This is a genomic window from Streptomyces sp. NPDC048461 (assembly GCF_055587105.1).
The window spans coordinates 137021-157480 of sequence record NZ_JBVJGW010000001.1; the positions used below are offsets into that span (position 1 = coordinate 137021).

Annotated in this window: 20 protein-coding genes and 2 tRNA genes; 16 read left to right on the forward strand and 6 right to left on the reverse strand. The window is 72.6% G+C overall.

What is annotated here, in order from left to right:
* Positions 1-17: 17 nt before the first annotated feature.
* From ACZ6S8_RS00610 to ACZ6S8_RS00625, 4 genes are all read left to right on the forward strand, one after another.
* On the forward strand, positions 18-329 hold the full coding sequence (locus ACZ6S8_RS00610) for a hypothetical protein (protein WP_469451856.1): 312 nt from the start codon (positions 18-20) through the stop codon (positions 327-329).
* Between the two features lie 192 nt (positions 330-521).
* Positions 522-893, forward strand: a complete 372-nt coding sequence (locus ACZ6S8_RS00615; protein ID WP_469451167.1) for a WhiB family transcriptional regulator — start codon at positions 522-524, stop codon at positions 891-893.
* Positions 890-1219, forward strand: coding sequence for a hypothetical protein (locus ACZ6S8_RS00620; protein WP_469451169.1), 330 nt, complete (start codon positions 890-892; stop codon positions 1217-1219). Before ACZ6S8_RS00615 ends, ACZ6S8_RS00620 begins: the two co-directional genes overlap by 4 nt.
* 107 nt (positions 1220-1326) lie before the next feature.
* Positions 1327-1533 (forward strand): hypothetical protein, encoded by a 207-nt coding sequence (locus ACZ6S8_RS00625; RefSeq protein WP_469451170.1) that lies wholly within the window; start codon positions 1327-1329, stop codon positions 1531-1533.
* 48 nt (positions 1534-1581) lie between these two features.
* On the opposite strand, the gene ACZ6S8_RS00630 is transcribed toward ACZ6S8_RS00625, so the two are convergent.
* The gene (locus ACZ6S8_RS00630; RefSeq protein WP_469451172.1) at positions 1582-2910 is read right to left on the reverse strand and encodes an ABC1 kinase family protein; all 1329 of its coding nucleotides are present in this window, start codon (positions 2908-2910) and stop codon (positions 1582-1584) included.
* Between the two features lie 74 nt (positions 2911-2984).
* The gene (locus tag ACZ6S8_RS00635; protein WP_469451174.1) at positions 2985-4127 is read right to left on the reverse strand and encodes a ThiF family adenylyltransferase; all 1143 of its coding nucleotides are present in this window, start codon (positions 4125-4127) and stop codon (positions 2985-2987) included.
* Between the two features lie 212 nt (positions 4128-4339).
* Between ACZ6S8_RS00635 and ACZ6S8_RS00640 the strand changes: the two genes are divergently transcribed.
* From ACZ6S8_RS00640 to ACZ6S8_RS00655, 4 genes are all read left to right on the forward strand, one after another.
* Positions 4340-4879, forward strand: coding sequence for a M48 metallopeptidase family protein (locus ACZ6S8_RS00640; RefSeq protein WP_469451176.1), 540 nt, complete (start codon positions 4340-4342; stop codon positions 4877-4879).
* Between the two features lie 127 nt (positions 4880-5006).
* Positions 5007-6641, forward strand: a complete 1635-nt coding sequence (locus ACZ6S8_RS00645; RefSeq protein ID WP_469451177.1) for a TerD family protein — start codon at positions 5007-5009, stop codon at positions 6639-6641.
* A gap of 20 nt (positions 6642-6661) precedes the next feature.
* Positions 6662-7342 carry an AIM24 family protein gene (locus tag ACZ6S8_RS00650; protein WP_267718389.1) on the forward strand — a complete coding sequence of 227 codons (681 nt, stop codon included), beginning with the start codon at positions 6662-6664 and terminating at the stop codon, positions 7340-7342.
* A gap of 17 nt (positions 7343-7359) precedes the next feature.
* Positions 7360-8115, forward strand: coding sequence for an AIM24 family protein (locus ACZ6S8_RS00655; protein ID WP_469451179.1), 756 nt, complete (start codon positions 7360-7362; stop codon positions 8113-8115).
* 72 nt (positions 8116-8187) lie between these two features.
* Here ACZ6S8_RS00655 and ACZ6S8_RS00660 read toward each other — a convergent pair whose 3' ends face one another.
* Together ACZ6S8_RS00660 and ACZ6S8_RS00665 are read right to left on the reverse strand one after the other, a co-directional pair.
* Positions 8188-8727 (reverse strand): NUDIX hydrolase, encoded by a 540-nt coding sequence (locus ACZ6S8_RS00660; protein WP_469451181.1) that lies wholly within the window; start codon positions 8725-8727, stop codon positions 8188-8190.
* The gene (locus ACZ6S8_RS00665) at positions 8724-10223 is read right to left on the reverse strand and encodes a zinc-dependent metalloprotease (protein ID WP_469451183.1); all 1500 of its coding nucleotides are present in this window, start codon (positions 10221-10223) and stop codon (positions 8724-8726) included. Before ACZ6S8_RS00665 ends, ACZ6S8_RS00660 begins: the two co-directional genes overlap by 4 nt.
* A 192-nt stretch (positions 10224-10415) precedes the next feature.
* Between ACZ6S8_RS00665 and ACZ6S8_RS00670 the strand changes: the two genes are divergently transcribed.
* The 4 genes from ACZ6S8_RS00670 to ACZ6S8_RS00685 all read left to right on the forward strand — a co-directional run bounded on the left by ACZ6S8_RS00670 (position 10416) and on the right by ACZ6S8_RS00685 (position 13806).
* On the forward strand, positions 10416-11573 hold the full coding sequence (locus ACZ6S8_RS00670; RefSeq protein WP_469451185.1) for an SDR family oxidoreductase: 1158 nt from the start codon (positions 10416-10418) through the stop codon (positions 11571-11573).
* Between the two features lie 158 nt (positions 11574-11731).
* Positions 11732-12193, forward strand: a complete 462-nt coding sequence (locus tag ACZ6S8_RS00675) for a molybdenum cofactor biosynthesis protein MoaE (RefSeq protein WP_469451187.1) — start codon at positions 11732-11734, stop codon at positions 12191-12193.
* Positions 12194-12383: 190 nt separating this feature from the next.
* Positions 12384-12617, forward strand: a complete 234-nt coding sequence (locus tag ACZ6S8_RS00680) for a hypothetical protein (RefSeq protein WP_469451189.1) — start codon at positions 12384-12386, stop codon at positions 12615-12617.
* A 97-nt stretch (positions 12618-12714) separates the two neighbouring features.
* Positions 12715-13806: a YlbL family protein gene (locus ACZ6S8_RS00685; RefSeq protein WP_469451191.1), complete on the forward strand. Its 1092-nt coding sequence runs from the start codon at positions 12715-12717 to the stop codon at positions 13804-13806.
* A gap of 21 nt (positions 13807-13827) precedes the next feature.
* Here the strand turns inward: ACZ6S8_RS00685 and ACZ6S8_RS00690 are convergent, their stop codons facing one another.
* The gene (locus tag ACZ6S8_RS00690) at positions 13828-14397 is read right to left on the reverse strand and encodes a PPA1309 family protein (protein ID WP_383932672.1); all 570 of its coding nucleotides are present in this window, start codon (positions 14395-14397) and stop codon (positions 13828-13830) included.
* A 128-nt stretch (positions 14398-14525) separates the two neighbouring features.
* Between ACZ6S8_RS00690 and ACZ6S8_RS00695 the strand changes: the two genes are divergently transcribed.
* The 4 genes from ACZ6S8_RS00695 to ACZ6S8_RS00710 all read left to right on the forward strand — a co-directional run bounded on the left by ACZ6S8_RS00695 (position 14526) and on the right by ACZ6S8_RS00710 (position 19850).
* Positions 14526-17408: a UPF0182 family membrane protein gene (locus ACZ6S8_RS00695; RefSeq protein WP_469451857.1), complete on the forward strand. Its 2883-nt coding sequence runs from the start codon at positions 14526-14528 to the stop codon at positions 17406-17408.
* Between the two features lie 88 nt (positions 17409-17496).
* Positions 17497-17570: transfer RNA gene (locus ACZ6S8_RS00700), tRNA-Met, on the forward strand.
* 244 nt (positions 17571-17814) lie between these two features.
* On the forward strand, positions 17815-19671 hold the full coding sequence (locus tag ACZ6S8_RS00705; RefSeq protein ID WP_469451193.1) for a tetratricopeptide repeat protein: 1857 nt from the start codon (positions 17815-17817) through the stop codon (positions 19669-19671).
* Between the two features lie 105 nt (positions 19672-19776).
* Positions 19777-19850, forward strand: a tRNA-Met gene (locus ACZ6S8_RS00710).
* A 120-nt stretch (positions 19851-19970) separates the two neighbouring features.
* Here the strand turns inward: ACZ6S8_RS00710 and ACZ6S8_RS00715 are convergent.
* Positions 19971-20387 carry a Fur family transcriptional regulator gene (locus tag ACZ6S8_RS00715; RefSeq protein ID WP_386522699.1) on the reverse strand — a complete coding sequence of 139 codons (417 nt, stop codon included), beginning with the start codon at positions 20385-20387 and terminating at the stop codon, positions 19971-19973.
* Between the last annotated feature and the right edge of the window lie 73 nt (positions 20388-20460).

A 20460-nucleotide genomic window follows, 5' to 3' on the forward strand; every position in this document is an offset into this window, starting at 1 on the left:
GACCAGTGACCAGCTTCATGACCTTCACCAAAATGACCGATCGCTCGGTCGACGCTTCCTGCCTGCTCGGTTCCGTCTCGCTCCTGGGTACCGGTCTGTCTGCGATTTCCGCCGGCAGCCCCGCCGCCCTGCTGGCGACCCTTCCGGTCAGTGAGCGCAATGAGCGACCGATCAAGGCACTGGCGGCAGTAAGGGAAGCCCAGGCACATGGCGCCTATGGGTTTGCCGCCGCGGCCGGTGCCGGATCCAAGACGACGCAGACGAAGAAGCAGCAGCACCACCTGATGTGGGCCTTCCGCGGGCTCGAACCCTGGAGTGATCCAGCCTGACCTGTGTCAGGCCGGCGCCTTCAGGGCCGCGGAACCCCACCCGGGATCCGCGGCCCTTTTGTTTGTCCCCGAACGGGGACGACGCAGCGAAGGGGCCTCGGGACTGGCAGAACCAGTCGGTGTGAGGGCAGACCAGCCGAACCCGGCCGACCGGCCGGAACGACTAGCCACCAAGACGAGGAAAAAACCACCGTGCAACTCGAAGCGCACGCCCCGTCCGTACCGCAGACCCACACGATCTCCCCGCCCGCAGTCCCGGAGGACCACGCCTTGACCCCGCTCACCGCGCTGACCGCGCTCGACGACGCCATCGAGAACCTCGGCGTACCCGTTCCGTGCCGCACCTTCGACCCCGAGGTCTTCTTCGCCGAGTCCCCGGCGGACGTCGAGTACGCGAAGTCCCTCTGCCGGACCTGCCCGCTCGTCGAGGCCTGCCTCGCCGGGGCGTCCGAGCGCCGCGAGCCCTGGGGTGTCTGGGGAGGCGAGCTCTTCGTCCAGGGCGTCGTCGTCGCCCGCAAGCGTCCCCGTGGCCGTCCCCGCAAGAACCCGGTCGTCTCGGCATGACCGCCCACGGAACCATCGACCGCCCCCTCACGCACGACCCCCTGAAGCAGGCCCCCATGACCCCTCACACCACGAGCGAGCAGCCGCACGGCGCCGCCCACGCAGACTTCATCACCGCCGGCGCGATGACCTCGCGTCAGAACAGGACCCGCGAAATGCAACTCATCCCAGAAGCCCTGGCCCGTGCCCATATGGACGACCGCATGCGTGAGGCCGACGCCGAGCGTCACGCCCTGCGCCTGGTCGCCGCCCGCCGGATGCAGCGCCGCGCCGAGCGCGTCTCGCTGCGCGCCCGGCGCGCGCTGGCCATGGCCGTCATGCACTGACGGCCGGTACGGAGCTCCACCACGTCCCGGGGGGACCGGTCCGAACGGACCGGTCCCCCCGGTGCGTTGCGCGCGGCCGCCGCCGGGTACGGGGATATCGTCCGGAGGTGGACCAGCCGACCCCCCACCCCGCCCCGCGGGGACCCGAGGCCCAGCCCGTCGTCTGCGCGAGCTGCGCCGCCCGGTCCCCGGACGGCGCACCGCCGACCTGGACCTGCTCCGTGGAGAACGGCGACCGGCTCTACTTCTGCGACGACTGCGCCCGGGCCAACCTCCGGGCGATCGAAGGCCGGCTCGACTCCTCCTGGTGGTGACCCGCCCGCCGCCTCCGCCGCGCCCGCGGCGCAGCCGCCGTCACGGCGTCACTCCGCGGAGGCGAACCCCGGCAGCCAGGAGTCCAGTTCGTCCCGCAGCCGCACCGTCGCGCCCAGCTGGCACAGCACGCCGATGGTGCTCAGCGTCACCCGGTGGATCAACAGGTAGGACGGCGGCAGGTTGATCTGCCGGCCCAACTGGTGCGCGGGGGAGCGCGGGTCGGCGATCCGCGCCGCCTGGCCCCGCAGCCACGGCCGGGTGAAGGTGAACTCCTCGGCCTCGGCCGGCTCGATGATCGGCTTGAGGTACGCCAGCAGCGCGTCGGGGTCCAGGTCGATGGACTCCTTCACGAACCCCTCGGCCCGCAGGTGCCCGTAGACCCCCTCGGCGTCGCCGTCCACGGTCATCCGCAGCGACCGGCCGATGGGCCCCGGCCAGCCTCCGGGCAGCCGGTCGACCGTGCCGAAGTCCAGCACGCCCAACCGCGTCCGGCCGTCCGGGCCCGATATCAGCCGGAAGTTGCCCGGGTGCGGGTCCGCGTGGAGCAGGCCGGTGCGCGCGGGGCCGGAGAAGAGGAAACGGGTCAGCAGCTGACCCGCGCGGTCGCGCTCCTCCCGGCTGCCGTCGGCTATCACCTCCGACAGCGGGGTGCCCTCCATCCACTCGGTCACCAGCACCTGGTCGCCCTGGTGCACCACGTCCGGCACGACCACGTCCGGGTCGTCCACGAACGCGTCCGCGTGGGTGCGCTGGGCCTCGGCCTCCAGCTCGTAGTCCAGCTCCTCGGAGACCCGGTCGCGCAATTCCTTGATCAGCGGCTTGATGTCCATGCCCGGGATGAGCGGACCCAGCAGCCCCGCGAACCGCCCCAGCTGCTTCAGGTCCGAGAGCAGCGCCTCGCCCGCCCCCGGGTACTGGACCTTGACCGCCACCTGCCGGCCGTCGTGCCACACCGCCCGGTGGACCTGCCCGATCGAGGCAGCCGCGGCCGGCTTGTCCTCGAACTCCTCGAACAGCTCCCGCCAGTCCTCGCCCAGCCGCTCCGCAAGCACCTGGTGCACCGTCGCCGCGGGCAGCGGCGGGGCCGCCTCCTGGAGCTTCGTCAGCGCCGCCCGGTAGGGCCCCGCGACCTCCTCGGGAAGGGCGGACTCGAAGACCGACAGGGCCTGGCCGAACTTCATCGCCCCGCCCTTCAGCTCCCCGAGCGTCTTGAAGAGCTGCTCGGCGGTGCGCTGCTGGAGCTCGCGCGCCACGATCTCCGCGGACTTGCCGCCGATCCGCTTGCCCAGCCCCCACGTGGCCCGTCCCGCGATGCCGAGCGGCAGCGCGGCCAGCTTGACGGTGCGGGTGACCGCCTTCCGGGGAAGATCAGACATGCGCCCCTCCTGTTCCCAGACAGCTGCGCCGCAAGCGGCGGTTCGCGAAGACCCCTCGGACCCAAGGCATCCTGTCATGGCCCCTCGGCCCGGCCGGCTCCCGATCCTCCTCCCGTCCGCTCGAGCACGGCCGGACGGCCGGCGGCCGCACCGCAGGGGCAGTCGGGCCGGGGGCCGACCGCGGAGCGCTCCCAGTGGAGCGACGGGAGGGCGGCCTCCCAGCGGGCGCCCGTGGAAGCGGGCAGCTCCCCGTCGAGGAAGGACAACGCGTGGGCCGCGGCCAAGCCGGCCGTCGCCGTCGACAGCCCCAGGTCGCAGGCGGCGGTCGCGCGCCGCCGGTGGGCGGAGCGCCACTGCACCAGCATCCTGGCCCAGGCCCCGTCCCGCTCCACCCGGTCGCGCTCCATGCACCCCGCGCACGCCGTGACCCCCGGCAGCACCAGCGGGCCCACCAGCCCGGTGCCCTCCAGCACCCCCGCGTACAGGTGCGGGACTCCCGAGGCGACCCAGCCGGCCGCCGTCTCCGGGTCCGGTGCCCAGGCGTGCAAGCCGTCCCGCGGGGCCACGACCACCAGCGCCAGCCCCGCCTCCGGTCCGTCCCGCTCCCCGGCCCGCGGAGTCCGCCCCGGGGCGGACTCGCGCACCAGCCGGCCCGCGGCCTCGGCGCGCAGCCGGCCCACGCTCGCCGCCCCCAGCCCGCCCGGCGCCACGTCCGCCGGCTCCACCCGGCCCCCGTCGAGCACCTCGACCCGGCCCACGCCCGCGCCCGCCAGGACCGCGGCGATCACGGCCCCCACCCGGCCGCCGCCGCGCACCTGGACCCGTACCGCCCGGCGCGCGGCCACGCCCCGCAGGTCCCCGCCGGGCTCCCGGCGCACCAGGGACAGCGAGCCCAGATCGGGACCCAGCCGCTCCAGCTCCTCCGGCCGCCCCCGCACGGCCTGCGCCCGCGGCCCGCCGGCCGTCGCGTCGTCGAGCAGTCCGGCCCCCGCCAGCCGCCGCACCAGTTCGTCGGCCCGGCCGGCCGGCAGTCCCATCCCCGAGGCCTCGGCCCGCAGCAGGTCCATCCCCCGGGTCCCGTCGATCCGGTCGATGAGCGAACCGGTCGCCGTGTCCACGGGGCCGAAGACCACCGCGTGCGCCGGGGTCACCCCGAACTGCACCGTCCGCAGATCCCGCCACGCCCGCGCCAGCGCCGGCTTCACCTTCGGATACATCGCCGCCCCCTCGATTCGCTCCCGCACCCACGTCCCGTCTCGTCACCCACAGTGCCCGCCCGCCGCGAACGCTGCGGAAGTTCGTCCACAGGCTGGGGGTATCAGGCATATGAGCAGGAAAAAGGAGCGTTCCGGCCGCGGCCCGCGAATCGGTCCTGTTCGAACGCCGGACCTGCGGGACTTCCACGACGGCGAGCGGGTACCGTCGTGGCGTGTCCGCCGATCCACCGCAGCGCGCCGTCGAAGTCCGCCGGAGCGCGCGCCGCCGCAGGACCGTATCCGCCTACCGCGAGGGTGACCGTACGGTCGTCCTCATCCCTGCCCGGATGTCCGAGGCCGAGGAACAGCGCTGGGTGGGCGTGATGCTCGACAAGCTCGCCGCCCAGGAGGGCCGGCGCACCCTCGGGGACGCCGAGCTCACCGCGCGCGCCGAGCGCCTGTCCGAGCAGTACTTCGGCGGCCGGGCCCGTCCCCGCACCGTCCGCTGGGTCACCAACCAGAACACCCGCTGGGGCTCCTGCACCCCGTCCGAGGGCAGCATCCGGCTCTCGCACCGCCTCCAGGGGATGCCGGAGTACGTCGTCGACTACGTGCTCCTGCACGAGCTGGCGCACCTGCTCGTACCCGGCCACGGCCCCCGGTTCTGGGAGCTGCTGGAGGCCTACCCCCGCACCGAACGGGCCCGCGGGTACCTGGAGGGCGTGGTCGCCGCCGAGCGCCTCCCGAAGGTCCCCGCCGACGCCGAGGAGTGACGCGGACCCCTCCGGACGTCACGCACGGTGATATGTACCGGGTCGGTACCGACTTGGCCGGATGTCCGTCGTTGCCGTTAGCCTGAGCGGCACGCATTCACAGTCGGGATGGGGGACGGTCGTACGTATGGCCAGGGAATTCCAACGCGGCCACAAGGCCAAGATCAGTGATTTGACGGCGGGCACCGACCTGTACGTGGGCGTCCAGATCTCCGGACCCGGACTCGCCTTCGACATCAGCTGCTTCGGCCTCGACGCGAACGAGCAGCTTTCGGACGACCGCTACTTCGTCTTCTTCAACCAGCCGAAGTCGCCGGAGGAGTCCATCCAGCAGCTGGGCGCCCAGGCCGGCGACAGCGAATCCTTCCGGGTGACGCTGGACCGCATCCCGGCCTCGATCCACAAGCTGTCCTTCACCGCCACCATCGACGGCGCCGGACAGATGTCGCAGATCGGCCCCGGTTACATCCGCGTCGTGGCCGGCGGCGAAGAGGTCGTCCGGTACGCGTTCACCGGCTCCGAGTTCACCACCGAGCGCGCCGTGATGCTCGGTGACTTCTACCTCAAGGACGTGTGGCGCTTCGCCGCCGTCGGCCAGGGCTTCGACGGCGGGCTCGACGCGCTGCTGCGGAACTTCGGCGGCGAGGTCGCCGAGGAGGCGCAGCCCGAGCAGCAGGTACCGGCCCAGGGCGGCGCCGCCCCCGGCTTCGCCCCGCCCCCGCAGGGCGCCGCCCCCGCGCCCTCGTTCGGCGCCCCGGCCCACCAGGCCCCGGCCGCCCCGGCCCCCGCGCCGTCCTTCGGCGCGCCCGCCCCCGCCCCGGTCCACCAGCCGCAGCCCTACCAGCAGCCCGCCGCCCCGGCCCCGGTGCACGCCGCGCCGACCATGGCCGCGCCGCTCGCCCCGCCGGCCCCCGCGCCGTACGGGCAGCCGCAGCAGCCCTCGTACGGCCAGGTCCCCCCGCCGGCCCCGGCCCCCGCGCCCTACGGGCAGCAGCCGGGCTACGGCCAGCAGCCGGGGCACGGCCAGCCCCCCGGCTACGGACAGGTCCCGGGCCAGCCCCCCGGCCACGGCCAGCAGCCCGCCCCCGCGCAGCGCGCCGGAGCTGGACTGGCCGCCGCGCTCCAGCCGTACAAGGAAGCCCCCACCGGCGCCCGCTGGACCCCGCAGAACCAGCAGCTCATGCGGGTCGACCTGTCGATGGGCGGCCAGGCCGTCCTCGCCCGCCAGGGCAGCATGGTGCTGTACCAGGGCAAGGTGGACTTCAGCTACAAGGGTGCGGGCTTCGCCGGGCGCATCGTCGGCAACGCCACCGGCCAGGAGATGCAGCTCATGCGCTGCACCGGCCGCGGCCAGGTCTTCCTCGCCGAGAACGGCGCCCACCTGCACGCCATCGAGCTCCAGGGCGACGCCATCTGCGTCTCCGCCGAGGCGGTCCTCGCCTTCGACGAGTCGCTGCAGCACGAGGTCCGCCGCATCGAGGGCCACGGCATCCCCGGCGGCGCCCTGTTCACCATGCAGTTCCAGGGCACCGGCACGGTGATCGTCAAGACGCACGGCGTCCCGGTCGTCCTGCCCGTCACCCCGACCACGTTCGCGGACAGCAACGCCATCGTCGCCTGGTCCGCGGCCTCGCAGGTCATCCTTTCCAGCCAGGTCCGGCTCCGGCGCAACGCCTACCCCGGTCACAGCGGGGAGACCGTGAACCTCCAGTTCCGCGGCGCTCCCGGCAACTTCATCGTCGTCCAGCCGTACGAGGTCTGAGGGAGCCCGACATGAACGCAATGAACCAGCAGCTCGCGGGCTACGCCCCGACCCCCGTCACGGCCCGCATGGAGAACCACGGCCGGGCCATGCTCAAGGTCGCCATGCAGAGCGGCCAGGACCTCTTCGCGCGCACCGGCTCGATGGTCGCGTACGAGGGCTTCGTCCAGTACGAGCCGAACCCGCCGGCCGTGCGCCAGATGGCCTCGCAGTGGCTCACCGGCGAGAGCGCCCCGCTGATGAAGTGCACCGGCGACGGCCTGCTCTACCTGGCCGACTACGGCGCGGACGTCGTCGTCATCAACCTCGACAACGACGCCCTGTCGGTCAACGGCAGCAACCTGCTCGCCTTCGACGCCCACCTCCAGTGGGGCGTCGAGCGGGTCAAGGGCATGGCGAAGTTCGCCGGCCAGGGCCTGTTCAACGTGCAGGTCTCCGGCACCGGCTGGGTCGCCATCACCTCCCGCGGCACGCCGATCGTGGTCGACTGCGGCCGCGGCGACGACGAGACGTACGTGGACCCCGACGCACTCGTCGCCTGGTCCCCGAACCTCAAGGTCAAGGGGAAGCGCAGCTTCAAGGCCTCGTCGATGATCGGCCGGGGCAGCGGGGAGGCCTACCAGATGGCCTTCTCCGGCCAGGGCATCGTCGTCGTACAGCCCAGCGAGGACAGCACCGACCGGCTCCGGGCCCGGGGCTGAGGGGGAGCGGACACATCATGCAGAGCGCACTTTTCGCCCACGCCGAGGCACAGTCCCAGGAGCGGTACGCGGTCCAGAACCCGCAGCTGCTGCGGGTCTCGCTGACCGGCACCGACGACGTCCTCGCCCGCAAGGGCGCCATGGTCGCCTACCAGGGCATCATCGACTTCGACGGCGAGTACCAGAGCTCCACCCAGCGCAACGCGCGCGCCCGCACCGGCGAGGGCCTCGACCTCATGCGCTGCTCCGGGCAGGGCACCGTCTACCTCGCCAACCTGGCCCAGTACGTCCACGTCGTGGACGTGGACCAGGAGGGCCTCACCGTCGACAGCAGCTACGTGCTCGCCCTGGACTCCACGCTGCACACCGAGGCCATCGCGGTGGACAGCCAGTACGGGATCTCCGGGTCCGGCAAGTACCAGCTCAACATCACCGGCCGCGGCAAGGTCGCCCTCATGACCTCCGGCCAGCCGCTGATGATGCAGGTCACGCCGGACAAGTACGTCAACGCCGACGCGGACGCCATCGTCGCCTGGTCCACGTCGCTGCGGGTCCAGATGCAGGCCCAGACCCACTCCACCGGAGTCTGGCGGCGCCGCGGCAACACCGGCGAGGGCTGGGAGCTCAGCTTCCTCGGCACCGGCTTCGCGCTGGTGCAGCCCAGCGAGGTGCTGCCGCCGCAGAACGCCCAGCTCGGACAGGGCGCCGCCGCGCAGTTCGGCATGGGCCAGCAGGGCGCGCACGCGCAGAACCAGAACAACGCCTGGAACTAGCCGTCCCGGGTACGACGGCGAAGGGGCGGTCCCGCACGGGACCGCCCCTTCGCCGCACCCCGGCGGGGGTGCTCAGCGGCCCGGGCCGCCGAGTCGCGCCAGGGTCGCCTCCAGCAGCCGCACGACCGAGGTGTCGGCCACCTCCGCCACCTCCGCGTACGGGAACCAGCGCAGCTCCAGCGACTCCTCGCTGATCTCCGCCACCGCACCGGCCGGGGCCAGCGCCGCGTACTGCACGTCCAGGTGCCAGTGGCACGGGGCCGGGATCGCGTGCCGGTCCAGGCGCACCGGGCCGCCGGGCAGCAGCGTCAGCCCGGAGGCGATGCCGGATTCCTCCACGGCCTCGCGCAGCGCCGCGTCGGCCAGGGTGGCGTCACCGGGCTCGCAGTGGCCGCCCATCTGCAGCCACATGCCCAGCTTCCTGTGCAGGGTCAGCAGGACGCGTCCGCGGTCCGGGTCGACCACCAGCGCGCTGCCCGTGAGGTGGCCGGCCGTGCAGGGCTTGTAGACCCCGTCCGGGTGGGCGGCCAGGTGCTCCAGGTACACGTCGCGCAGCTCGGGCTGGTCCTCGTACCGCTTCAGGGCGAGGACCGCTTCGTCGTGCAGGCTCACTTCTTCTCTTCGCCCCCGGTCTCGTCCCCGGTCCCGTCCGTCCCGTCGGTCCCCTCGGTCCCCTCGGTCCCGTCGGCGCGGTCGGACGGGTCCGCCGGACCGGCGTCGCCGCCGCGCTTCCGGGCGGCCTCGCCGAGCATCTTGTCGATCTCGGAGAAGTCCAGCTGCTCGCGGTGCACGAAACCGTCCGGGTCGTCCAGGTCGGAGGCGGTCGGCAGCATGTCGGGGTGCTCCCACAGGCCGTCGCGGCCGTCCACCCCCCGCGCGTCGGTCAGCGAGGCCCACAGCCGCGAGGCGTCGCGCAGCCGGCGCGGGCGCAGCTCCAGACCGATCAGCGTCGCGAAGGTCTGCTCCGCGGGGCCGCCCGAGGCGCGTCGCCGGCGCATGGTCTCCCGCATGGCGTCGGCCGAGGCCAGACGGGGCTTGGCGGCCTCGTGGACCACCGCGTCGACCCAGCCCTCGACCAGCGCGAGCGCCGTCTCCAGGCGGGCCAGCGAGGCCTTCTGCTCGGGCGTGTCCTGGGGCTGGAACATGCCGCCCTGGAGCGCTTCCTGCAGCTGCTCCGGGTTCGACGGGTCCAGCTGGCCGACCACGTCCTCCAGCTTCGAGGTGTCGACCTTGATGCCGCGGGCGTAGGCCTCGACGGCGCCGAAGAGGTGCGAGCGCAGCCACGGCACGTGGGCGAAGAGCCGGGCGTGGGCCGCCTCGCGCAGCGCCAGGTACAGCCGCACCTCGTCCGAGGCGACGCCCAGGTCCTTGCCGAAGCCCTCGATGTTCAGCGGGAGCAGCGCGACCCGGCCGACCGGGCCCAGGGGCAGTCCGATGTCGGTGGAGCCGACGACCTCGCCCGCGAGCGTGCCCACGGCCTGCCCGATCTGCTGGCCGAACATGGCCCCGCCCATGGAGCGCATCATGCCGAGCAGCGGGCCCGCCATGGCCTGCATCTCCTCGGGCAGGACGCCGCCCATGGCCGCGCCGACGCGCTCGGCGACCGGGTCGACGAGCTCCTTCCACACCGGGAGGGTCGCCTCGACCCATTCGGCGCGGCTCCAGGCCACGGCGGTGTTCGCGCCCGAGGGGAGCGAGGTCACACCGTCCAGCCACAGGTCCGCCAGGCGCAGGGCCTCCTCGACCGCGGACTTCTCGGCGAGGCCGACGCTGGTGTCCTTGACCCCGTCCGCCGTGCCCTGGGCGACGGTCTGGCGGGCGATGTCCTTGGCCATGTCCCAGTTCACGGGACCGCCCTCGTAGCTCAGCATCTGGCCGAGCTGCTGGAAGGCCGCGCCCAGGTCGTTCGGGTCCATCGAGCCGAACATGGCGGCGAACGGGTTGTCCGCCCCGCCCGGGCCGCCGACGCCGCCCGGCAGGCCCATGCCGGGGAACCCGAACGGATTCGGCGGGCCGCCCTGGCCGCCCTGATTGCCCTTCTTCTTGCCCTCGTCGCCGTCTTCCGGCTCCTCCGGCGGAAGGCCGAATCCGAATGGGGTGTCGCTCACGGGTTTCCTCGGCTCGTAGGGCCGCCGGCGGGAGCCGACGGGCAATGGTCCGACAACACCACCCAGCGTAGACACCACAGCCGCTTACGGGCTCGGTGCTCCGCCGACTCCTGGGCTGCGGCAGGATGGACATCACCTGGTGGGTACGCGTCACGGCGCGTCCCCACTGAAGACAACCGCTGGAGACGCCCGGTGAGTTCCCCAGATCCACAGGTTCGCGCGACCGACGACGCCGACATCCGCCCCGAGCCAGGCGACAGCGCCCACGGCGTTCGCCGGCCGCGAAACCCCGCCGCGCGGGGCCCCGTGATCGCCGTCACCGGCGCCGCGTCGGGTGTCGGCGCGGCCCTGGTGACCCGGCTGGCCGCCTCCGAGGAGGTCAAGCAGGTCGTCGCGATCGACGAACGGCGCGGGGACTGCGCGGACGCGCAGTGGCACGTGCTGGACGTGCGCGACCCCGCGATCGCCGAAAAGCTGCGCGGCGCGGACGTCGTGGTCCACCTCGCCCTGGACCTCGACCTCGAAACCGACCCGGCGGCCCGCACCGCGTACAACGTGCGCGGCACGCAGACCGTGCTGACGGCCGCCGCGGCGGCCGGCGTGCACCGGGTGGTGCTCTGCACCTCCGCCATGGTCTACGGGGCGCTGCCGGACAACGACATCCCGCTCTCGGAGGACTCCGAGCTGCGGGCCACCGCCGAGGCCACCGGCGTGGGCGACCTGCTGGAGATCGAGCGGCTCGGCCGCCGGGCGCCCCGCGCGCACCCCGGCCTGAACGTCACCGTGGTCCGCCCGGCGGTCCTGGTCGGCGGCACGGACACCGCGCTGACCCGGTACTTCGAGTCCCCGCGGCTGCTCGTGGTGGCCGGCTCCCGCCCCACCTGGCAGTTCTGCCACGTGGAGGACCTGGTCAGCGCGCTGGAGTACGCCGCCCTGGAGAAGGTCGAGGGCGAGCTCGCGGTGGGCTGCGAGGGCTGGCTGGAGCAGGAGGAGGTCGAGGAGCTCAGCGGCATCCGCCGCATGGAGCTCCCCTCGGCGGTCGCGCTGGGCGCGGCGGCCCGGCTGCACCGGATCGGCCTGACGCCGTCCCCGGCGGGCGACCTGGCGTACACCATGCACCCGTGGGTGGTCAGCGTCAGCGGGCTGCACGCGGCCGGCTGGCGGCCGCGCTGGACCAACGAGGAGGTGCTCGCCGAGCTCCTCCAGGAGGTCGCGGGGCGGCACACCGTCGCCGGCCGGCGCCTGGGCCGCAAGGACGCGGCCACGGCGGCCGGGGCCGCCGGCGCCACCGTGGCCCTGCTGGGCGCCGCGGCGGCGGTCCGCCGCGCCCGCAAGCGCCGCGGCATCTGACGCCCCGCCCGGACCCGTCCGTCCCGTGTCCGTCCTCCGGCCGGGGGACGGACACGGCCGCCACCAGCGGTTTCCTGTAGGAGGCTCCCAACGCGGGAGCGGTGCCCCGGGCGAATCGGCTATTCCGCCGCGTCGGCACCTAGGGCACGATGGACGGCATGGCACCGCACTTCGACCACCCCGGCGAGCAGGCCGCTCAGGACCCGATCCGCCTGCTCGGGATCCGTGAGACCCCGCTTTCGATCGACGAGGTATTCCAGGCCGTCGGCGACGACGCGACGGGCGGTACGACGCTCTTCGTCGGCACGGTGCGCAACCACGACAGCGGGGCGGACGTCGACTCCCTCGGCTACTCCTGCCACCCGACCGCCGAGGCCGAGATGCGCCGGGTGGCCGAGCGCGTCGTGGCCAAGTACCCGGTCCGCGCCCTGGCCGCCGTGCACCGCGTCGGCGACCTCGCCGTCGGCGACCTGGCGGTCGTCGTCGCCGTGTCCTGCCCGCACCGGGGGGAGGCCTTCGAGGCCTGCCGGATGCTGATCGACGACCTCAAGCACGAGGTGCCGATCTGGAAGCACCAGACCTTCGCGGACGGCACGGAAGAGTGGGTCGGCGCCTGCTGAGACGGCTCCGCGCCGACCGTCCCGGGCCCCTCCCGCGCGGGCGGGGCCCCGGATGGGGGGCCGTCCCCGGCAGGGGGTAACGTCGCACCCGTTCGGCCGCGCAACACGCCCTCGATTTGCGTAACCCCTTTCCGGGCACGAGCGTTGAAGCCACCAACGACACGCATCACCGGGGTAGGGAGGCACGCCCATGGCGTCACTGGCGTGGTTGCTGATTCCGCTGTTCGCCGCGATCGGAGCGGCGATATGGGGCAGCTGGGCGGCACGCGACCGCACCCAAGGCGACATATCGGAACTGGCCGGCTACGCGCGGTTCCGCGAGGCCATGGGCAGGACCGACCACACGGGCGCAGCCGGTCCCGCCGGCACGGCCGACCGGGCGAGGGTGAAGGCGGAGGCCCACTCCGGTTCGGACGCCGTGTGACGCGTCCCGTGAGAATCCCCTGAGACTTCCCCGCCGGGCCCCCGTACGGCCCGGCCCCACGGGCCGCCCGACAGGCCCGTCACGTACTGTCGGATCCATGCCACGCCGCACCGCGACGATGCTCGCCTCCACCCTCGTGCTGTTCGCGCTGCTCTGCGCAGGCGTCTTCATCAAGGTCCCGTACTCGGAGATGAGCCCGGGTCCGACGGTGAACACACTGGGGGACTCGCACGGCGAGCCCGTGCTCAACATCTCGGGGCGCAAGACGTACCCCACCAGCGGCCACCTCAACATGACGACGGTGCGCGTGACCAGCGCGGACTTCAACATGAACCTGCTGGAAGCGGTGTACGGCTGGCTGGCCGACGACAACATCGTCGTGCCGCACGAGAACCTCTACCCCGACGGCAAGACGAACGAGCAGTCCACCCAGGAGAACGCCGAGGAGTTCACGCAGTCGCAGCAGAGCGCCAAGGTGGCCGCCCTGAAGGAGCTCGGCATCCCGGTCACCGCCCGCGTGATCGTCTCCTCGGTCGTCAAGGACAGCCCCTCCGAGGGCCGGCTGCACGCCGGCGACGTGGTCAAGGCCGTCGACGGCACGCCGGTCACGGCCCCCGGGGACGTGGCCAAGCTCGTCACCAAGCACAAGCCCGGAGAGCCCGTCGAGTTCACCCTCGTGCCCGCCGCCGAGGCGGCCGAGGCGGCCAAGGCGAACCGCGAGCCCACCGGCGCCACCAAGGTCACCGTCACCGCGGGCAAGGCCGAGGAGGACGGGCACGCGATCGTCGGCATCCGGGCCGGCACCGACCACACGCTGCCGTTCGCCATCGACATCAAGCTCGCCGACGTCGGCGGTCCCAGCGCCGGCCTGATGTTCGCCCTCGGCATCGTCGACAAGCTCACCCCCGGGAACCTGACCGGCGGGAAGTTCATCGCCGGCACCGGCACCATCGACGACGCGGGCAAGGTCGGCCCGATCGGCGGCATCCAGATGAAGACCATCGGCGCCCGCCAGGCCGGCGCCCGGTTCTTCCTGACGCCCGCCGAGAACTGCGCCGCCGCGGCCCGCGACGTGCCCGACGGCCTGACGCTGGTGAAGGTCTCCACCATCGGCGACGCCACGGCCGCCCTGGAGAAGATCGGCAAGGGGGACACGGCCGGGCTCACGCGCTGCGACGCCACGCCCTGACCGGCCCCCCGTCCGGCTCCGCTACGAGAAGGTCGCCGCCAGCGCCTCGGCCAGCCCGGGCACCAGGCCCCCGCCGGTGAGCACCTCGGTCGAGGAGTCCTTCTCCCGCAGCCGTACGGCCGACTCGCGCGAACCGTCGCGCAGCACGGCCACCGTGAGGCGCACCTCCTGGCGCTCCGGGTGACCGGCGACCCAGCGGGACAGCTGCTTGTCGCTCAGCCCCTCCGGCACGGAGGCCTCCGCCGACGGCGGCAGCATCAGCCGCTCCACCGTCAGGGCGCAGCCGACGACCGCGTCCGGCCACGCGATGGTGCCGAGGAACTTGTCGAGCGGGGTCCCGGCCGGGACCTCGTCCTGCTCGATCGGGGTGAGGGAGGACTTGCCGGCGTCGTCCTGGTCGAGACCGAGCTGGCCCGCCAGGCGCGGCTCCTGCTTCTTGAGCCGGGCCGTGTCGACGAGGGCGAACAGCCGTGCGGGCCTGTCCCAGCCGAGTCCGGCCGCGTACTCGTCGATCTCGAGACAGGCACGGGTCAGCGGACTGGCCGCCATGGGAGTGCCGGGGGAAGGAGAAAGGTTGGACATGGGCAACATCCTGCCTCCTTTCCACCGGATACCGGGAACTGACTAAAGCCTCAGTAAGTTCAATGAGTGGGCTCTACGATCGGGGGCCCGTTCATTACCAGACAGCGACTTTCGAGGTGCGCACCTTGGCTTTCCAGATGCCGGACCGCGGCGGAGGCCCTTCGGGGCCACGGATGAGAGTCGGCCGCCCGTCCCGGCGAGCCCGCACTCTCCTCATGACCCTGGGCGTACTGGCCGTCCTGGCCATGCTCTTCATCATGTTCGCGGGCTTCTGGACGGACTGGCTCTGGTTCCGCTCCGTGAAGTACTCCAGCGTCTTCACCACCACGCTGTGGACCAAGATCGGCCTCTTCGCCGTCTTCGGTCTGCTGATGGCGGGGGCCGTCGGATTCAACATCTGGCTGGCCCACCGGCTGCGGCCGCCGCTCAGCGCGATGTCGATGGAACAGCAGAGCCTCGACCGCTACCGGATGAGCATCGCCCCGTTCAAGAAGTGGCTGCTGCTGGGCATCGCCGTCCTCGTCGGCCTGATCGCGGGCGCCTCGGCGGCCGGCCAGTGGAAGACCTGGCTGATGTTCGTGAACGGGGTGGCCTTCGGCCAGAAGGACCCCCAGTTCAACCTGGACGTGTCGTTCTACACCTTCGACCTGCCCTGGTACCGCTTCATGCTCGGCTTCGGCTTCGCCGCGGTCGTGCTCTCGGTGATCGCCGCGGCCGTCGTCCACTACCTGTACGGCGGACTGCGCGTGACCAGCCCGGGCGCCCGGGCCACCGCCGCGGCGACCGGGCACCTGTCGGTGCTGCTCGGCCTGTTCGTGACGCTCAAGGCGGTCGCGTACTGGCTCGACCGGTACGGCCTCGCGGTGAAGTCGAGCGACTTCAAGGCGGCGGACAACTGGACCGGCCTGCGGTACGTCGACGCCAACGCCTACCTGCCGGCCAAGACGATCCTCGTCGCCATCGCCGCGATCTGCGCCGTGCTGTTCTTCGCGACGCTGTGGCGCCGCACCTGGCAGCTGCCGGTGATCGGCTTCGGCCTGATGGTGCTCTCGGCGATCCTGATCGGCGGGCTGTACCCGGCGATCGTGCAGAAGTTCCAGGTCCAGCCGAACGAGCAGGCCAAGGAATCCCCGTACGTCCAGAAGAACATCAAGGCCACGCGCGACGCCTACGGCGTCGCCGACTCCGAGGTGAAGGACTACCCCGGCGTACCGGCCGCGGGGACCGACAAGGCCAAGCTGCGCCAGGCGGCCGACACGACCGCCAGCGTGCGCCTGCTCGACCCGAACATCGTCTCGCCGGCGTTCCAGCAGCTCCAGCAGGTCAAGGGCTACTACGCCTTCCCGTCCACGCTGGCCGTGGACCGGTACAGCGGCCAGGACACGGTGATCGGCCTGCGCGAGCTGAACATCGGCGGCATCCCCAAGAACAACTGGATCAACGACCACTTCAAGTACACGCACGGCTACGGCGTGGTCGCCGCCAAGGGAACCACCGTCGGTGACCAGGGAGCTCCGGACTTCACCCAGTCCGACCTGCCCTCCAAGGGCATGTTCGGCACGGACTTCGAGCAGCGCATCTACTACGGCGAGCAGACGAAGCAGTACTCGATCGTCGGCGGACCGCAGAAGGAGCTCGACTACTCGGACGACCAGGGCGAGAAGGAGACCAGCTACCAGGGCAACTCCGGCGTCAGCCTGCAGAACCCGATCAACCGGGCGGCCTACGCGCTCACCTTCAGCGAGCCGCAGATCCTCTACTCCGGGGCCATCGGCGACGGCTCGCGCATCCTGTACAACCGCACGCCCAAGGAGCGCGTCGAGGCCGTCGCCCCGTGGCTGACCATCGACGGCGCCCCCTACCCGGCGGTCGTCGACGGCAAGGTCAAGTGGATCGTCGACGCGTACACGACGACCAACGGCTACCCCTACGCCTCGCGCACGACCCTGGGCCAGAGCACCGCGGACTCGCTGACCAACAGCCAGCGCGCGGTGGTGGCCCAGGAGAACCAGGTCAACTACATCCGGAACTCGGTGAAGGCCACCGTCGACGCGTACGACGGCACGGTCGACCTGTACCAGTGGGACACCCAGGACCCGGTCCTGAAGACCTGGATGAAGGCGTTCCCGGGCACGGTGAAGCCCAAGAGCGACATCTCCAAGCCGCTCATGGACCACATGCGCTACCCGCAGGACCTCTTCAAGGTCCAGCGCGAGCTGCTGACCCGCTACCACGTCACCGACCCGCAGACCTTCCTCAGCGGCAGTGAGGCCTGGGCCGTCCCCGACGACCCGACCACCAAGGCCGGCACGGCGGTCCCGCCGTACTACCTGTCGATGAAGATGCCGGGCCAGACCGAGAAGGACCAGGTCTTCTCGCTCACGACGACGTTCACGCCGAACGAGCGGGACAACCTGAGCGCCTTCATGGCGGTCAACGCAGATCCGGGCACCCCGGACTACGGCAAGATCAGCCTGCTGAAGCTGCCGACCAGCAAGCCGGTCGACGGCCCCAAGCAGGTCCAGAGCAAGTTCCAGTCCGAACCGAAGATCGCCGAGTCCATCCGCCTCCTGCGGGGCGGCGACTCCGAGGTCGAGTACGGAAACCTGCTCACGGTCCCGCTCGACGGCGGCATGCTCTACGTCGAGCCGGTCTACGTGCGCAGCTCCGGGCTGAAGTACCCGCTGCTGCGCAAGGTGCTCGTGACCTACGGCGGCCAGACGGCCTTCGAGGACACGCTGGAGAAGGCGCTGAACGTGGTCTTCGGGGCCGAGGCCCCGACCGTTCCGGTTCCGCCGGAGCAGCCCCCGGGCGAGGGCACGGTGACGCCGCCCGTCGTCCAGGACCCGACGGTCAAGGCCGCCCTCGGCGACGCGCAGAAGGCCATCGAGGACGCCGAGAAGGCCAGGCAGGCCGGCGACTGGACCGCCTTCGGCAAGGCCCAGGAGGACATCAAGGCGGCGCTGAAGCGGGCGATCGACGCCGAGGCGAAGCTGACGACTCCCCAGCCGAGCGGTTAGCCCGTACGGTCCGGCCGCGCGGCGCCCCCGCGCGGCCGGACCGTCGGTACGGGACCGTCCCCCGTCCGTGGTACTGTTTGTCTACCGACGCGGGGTGGAGCAGCTCGGTAGCTCGCTGGGCTCATAACCCAGAGGTCGCAGGTTCAAATCCTGTCCCCGCTACTGAAAACGAAGGCCCGGATCCATGGGATCCGGGCCTTCGTCGCGTCCGGGCCCGCCTGTGGTCCGGTTGCGGTCCGTCCGGGGTCCGTGGGGGCGGTCCGGCGGGACACGCGGGTCGCTGAGACGGGTGAGTTGGGGGTGGAGCGTGTTTGACTTGGCTAACTGTGGGCATGTCGACAAAACGCTGTAGTGACCTCACTGGCTGCGACATACCAGGTGTACGCGGGTAGCAGGTGATGCGACGATGGGATTTATGGGGGACAGGTCAACTCTGCTGGAGACAGGGCGGTTTGTGAGGGCGGAGGCCGAGCCGGATACGGGAGCCGGCGAGACGGTTCCCGCTGTCAACGCGCAGACCGTGCTGACCGATGCGGATTTCGCGGAGGACATGTTCGCCGAGACCGACGCGGCGAGCGACGCCGAGCTCGAAGCCCGGCACCGGGTGGCCGCCGACAAGGGCGACCCCGGGGCCATGAGCGTGCTCGGCGCCCTCCTGCTGCGCCGCGGAGACCTGGACGGGGCCGAGCCGTACCTGCGCGGGGCGACCGGCGAGGGCGACCGCGCCGCTGCGAACAACCTCGGCGTACTGCTGCACCAGCGGGGCTACCCGGACGAGGCCGCCGGCTGGTGGCGGGTCGCGGCCGTGGCCGGATCCGCTCCGGCCGCGCACGCCCTGGGCCGCCACTTCCGCGAGCGCGGGGACGAGCCCGCCGCCGAGTACTGGCTCCGCCAGGCGGCGGAATCCGGCCACGCCCTGGGGGCGTACGGGCTGGCGGACCTGCTGGAGCACCGCGGGGACAAGGGAGTCGAGCGCTGGTTCCGGGCCGCCGCGGAGCAGGGGCACCGCGAGGCCGCGTACCGGCTGGCGCGCCACCTGCGCAAGGGCGACCCCGCCGAGGCCGAGCAGTGGTACCGCCAGGCCGCCGCGCGCGGGCACCGCCGTGCCGCGCTGCACCTGGGCGCCCTGCTGGAGGCGCGCGGGGAGCTCAAGGAGGCCGGCCGCTGGTACCTCACCTCCGCCAAGCAGGGGGAGGCGCGCGCCGCGTGCGCCCTCGGTTTCCTGCTGCGCGACGCCGGGGACGAGGAGAGCGCGGCCGCCTGGTGGAACCGGGCCGCGCGGGACGGCGACGGCAACGCCGCCAACGCGCTGGGCGCGCTGCACGCCGCGCGCGGGGAGACCCAGACCGCGGAGCGCTGGTACCGGTCCGCGATGGACGCGGGCGATCAAAACGGGGCGTACAACCTTGCTTTGCTGTGCGTCGCACAGGACCGGACCGCGCAGGCCGAGCAGTGGTACCGGCGGGCGGCGTACGCGGGGCACCGCGAGGCGGCCAACGCGCTGGCCATCCTGCTGCTGCAGGGCGGGGACGCGGAGGGCGCCGAACCGTGGTTCTCCAAGGCCGCCGAGGCGGGCAGCGTCGACGCCGCGTTCAACCTCGGCATCCTGTTCGCCAGCCGCGACGAGGACCGCACGGCCCTGAAGTGGTACGAGCGGGCCGCCTCGGCGGGGCACACCGACGCCGCGCTCCAGGTCGGCATCGCCCTGGTCCGCGACGGCGAGGAGCGGGCCGCCGAGCGGCACCTGCGGTGCGCGGCGGGCGGCGGCAGCGCGGAGGCGGCCTTCCGGCTGGCCTCGCTGCTGGAGTCGCTGGCCCCGCCGCCGGAGCCGCTGGCGCTGGGCGAGTCGGCGGGCGGCACCGAGCGGACCGAGAGCGAGGAGTGGTACGAGCGGGCCGCCGAGCTGGGGCACCGCCGGGCGCAGGTGCGGGTCGGCATGCTGGCCGCCGCCCGCGGTGACCTGGCGGTCGCCGCGCGCTGGTACCGGGAGGCGGCCGAGGCGGGCTCCCGCAACGGGGCGTTCAACCTCGGGCTGCTGCTGGCCCGCGAGGGCAGCGAGCCCGAGGCGGCGCTGTGGTGGACCCGTGCGGCGGTCGCCGGGCACGGCCGCGCCGCGCTGCGGCTGGGCCTGCTGGCGGCCCGGCACGGCGACCTCGCGGAGGGCCAGAAGTGGTGCGTACGCGCCATGGAGCTGGGCCCGGCCGAGGTCTCGGAGCGGGCCGCCCGCCTGCGGGAGGCGCTGGCCGAGGAACTGTCGGCCTGAGCCGCCGGGGACGGTCCGCAGCCGCCCGGCCTGCGGCGATCGGCGGGCTGCCCGCCAACCGATTTGCATCTGCCGTCCGCGTCCCCGTAGAGTCGGGTTTACCGACGCGGGGTGGAGCAGCTCGGTAGCTCGCTGGGCTCATAACCCAGAGGTCGCAGGTTCAAATCCTGTCCCCGCTACTGAAGGCCCGAGGCCCGGATCCCATGGATCCGGGCCTCGAGTCGTTTCCGGGCGCGTGAGTCCGACGGAGAAGGGGCCCGGAGCATGCGCTCCGGGCCCCTTCTCCGTCAGTCTCGCGTTCAGGCGCCCGCGCAGTTCGGGCAGACCCCGCGGTACGTCACCTCGACCGCCGAGACCGTGAAGCCGAAGCGCTCCGTGTCCGGCAGGTCGGCCAGCGGGTCGCCCGCCGGGTGGACGTCGCGGATCGCTCCGCACTGGGCGCACACCAGGTGCTGGTGCGGCCGGTGGGCGTTCGGGTCGTACCGCTTGGCGCGGCGGTCCGTGGACACCTCCAGGACCTCGCCGAGGGTGACGAGCTCGCCCAGGGTGTTGTAGACGGTCGCCCGGGAGATCTCGGGAAGTTTGGCCACGGCGCGCGCGTGCACCTCGTCGGCCGTCAGGTGAACGTGGTCACCGTCGAGCACCTCGGCCACGACGCGTCGCTGGGCCGTCATGCGCCAGCCGCGTCCGCGAAGTCGTTCCAGCAGGTCACTCATGAGCGCCAGCCTAACAGCGGGGGAACTCCGTGTAACTCCCGAACCGGTGTGAACTTGGATGCTTGCTTGACTT

Coding starts and splice junctions, on each gene's coding strand:
- ACZ6S8_RS00610 (WP_469451856.1), top strand. CDS start 18: ATGACCTTCACCAAAATGACCGATCGCTCGGTCGACGCTTCCTGCCTG.
- ACZ6S8_RS00620 (WP_469451169.1), top strand. CDS start 890: ATGACCGCCCACGGAACCATCGACCGCCCCCTCACGCACGACCCCCTG.
- ACZ6S8_RS00630 (WP_469451172.1), bottom strand. CDS start 2,910: ATGTCTGATCTTCCCCGGAAGGCGGTCACCCGCACCGTCAAGCTGGCC.
- ACZ6S8_RS00635 (WP_469451174.1), bottom strand. CDS start 4,127: ATGTATCCGAAGGTGAAGCCGGCGCTGGCGCGGGCGTGGCGGGATCTG.
- ACZ6S8_RS00645 (WP_469451177.1), top strand. CDS start 5,007: ATGGCCAGGGAATTCCAACGCGGCCACAAGGCCAAGATCAGTGATTTG.
- ACZ6S8_RS00650 (WP_267718389.1), top strand. CDS start 6,662: ATGAACCAGCAGCTCGCGGGCTACGCCCCGACCCCCGTCACGGCCCGC.
- ACZ6S8_RS00655 (WP_469451179.1), top strand. CDS start 7,360: ATGCAGAGCGCACTTTTCGCCCACGCCGAGGCACAGTCCCAGGAGCGG.
- ACZ6S8_RS00675 (WP_469451187.1), top strand. CDS start 11,732: ATGGCACCGCACTTCGACCACCCCGGCGAGCAGGCCGCTCAGGACCCG.
- ACZ6S8_RS00680 (WP_469451189.1), top strand. CDS start 12,384: ATGGCGTCACTGGCGTGGTTGCTGATTCCGCTGTTCGCCGCGATCGGA.
- ACZ6S8_RS00685 (WP_469451191.1), top strand. CDS start 12,715: ATGCCACGCCGCACCGCGACGATGCTCGCCTCCACCCTCGTGCTGTTC.
- ACZ6S8_RS00690 (WP_383932672.1), bottom strand. CDS start 14,397: ATGTTGCCCATGTCCAACCTTTCTCCTTCCCCCGGCACTCCCATGGCG.
- ACZ6S8_RS00695 (WP_469451857.1), top strand. CDS start 14,526: ATGCCGGACCGCGGCGGAGGCCCTTCGGGGCCACGGATGAGAGTCGGC.
- ACZ6S8_RS00705 (WP_469451193.1), top strand. CDS start 17,815: ATGGGATTTATGGGGGACAGGTCAACTCTGCTGGAGACAGGGCGGTTT.
- ACZ6S8_RS00715 (WP_386522699.1), bottom strand. CDS start 20,387: ATGAGTGACCTGCTGGAACGACTTCGCGGACGCGGCTGGCGCATGACG.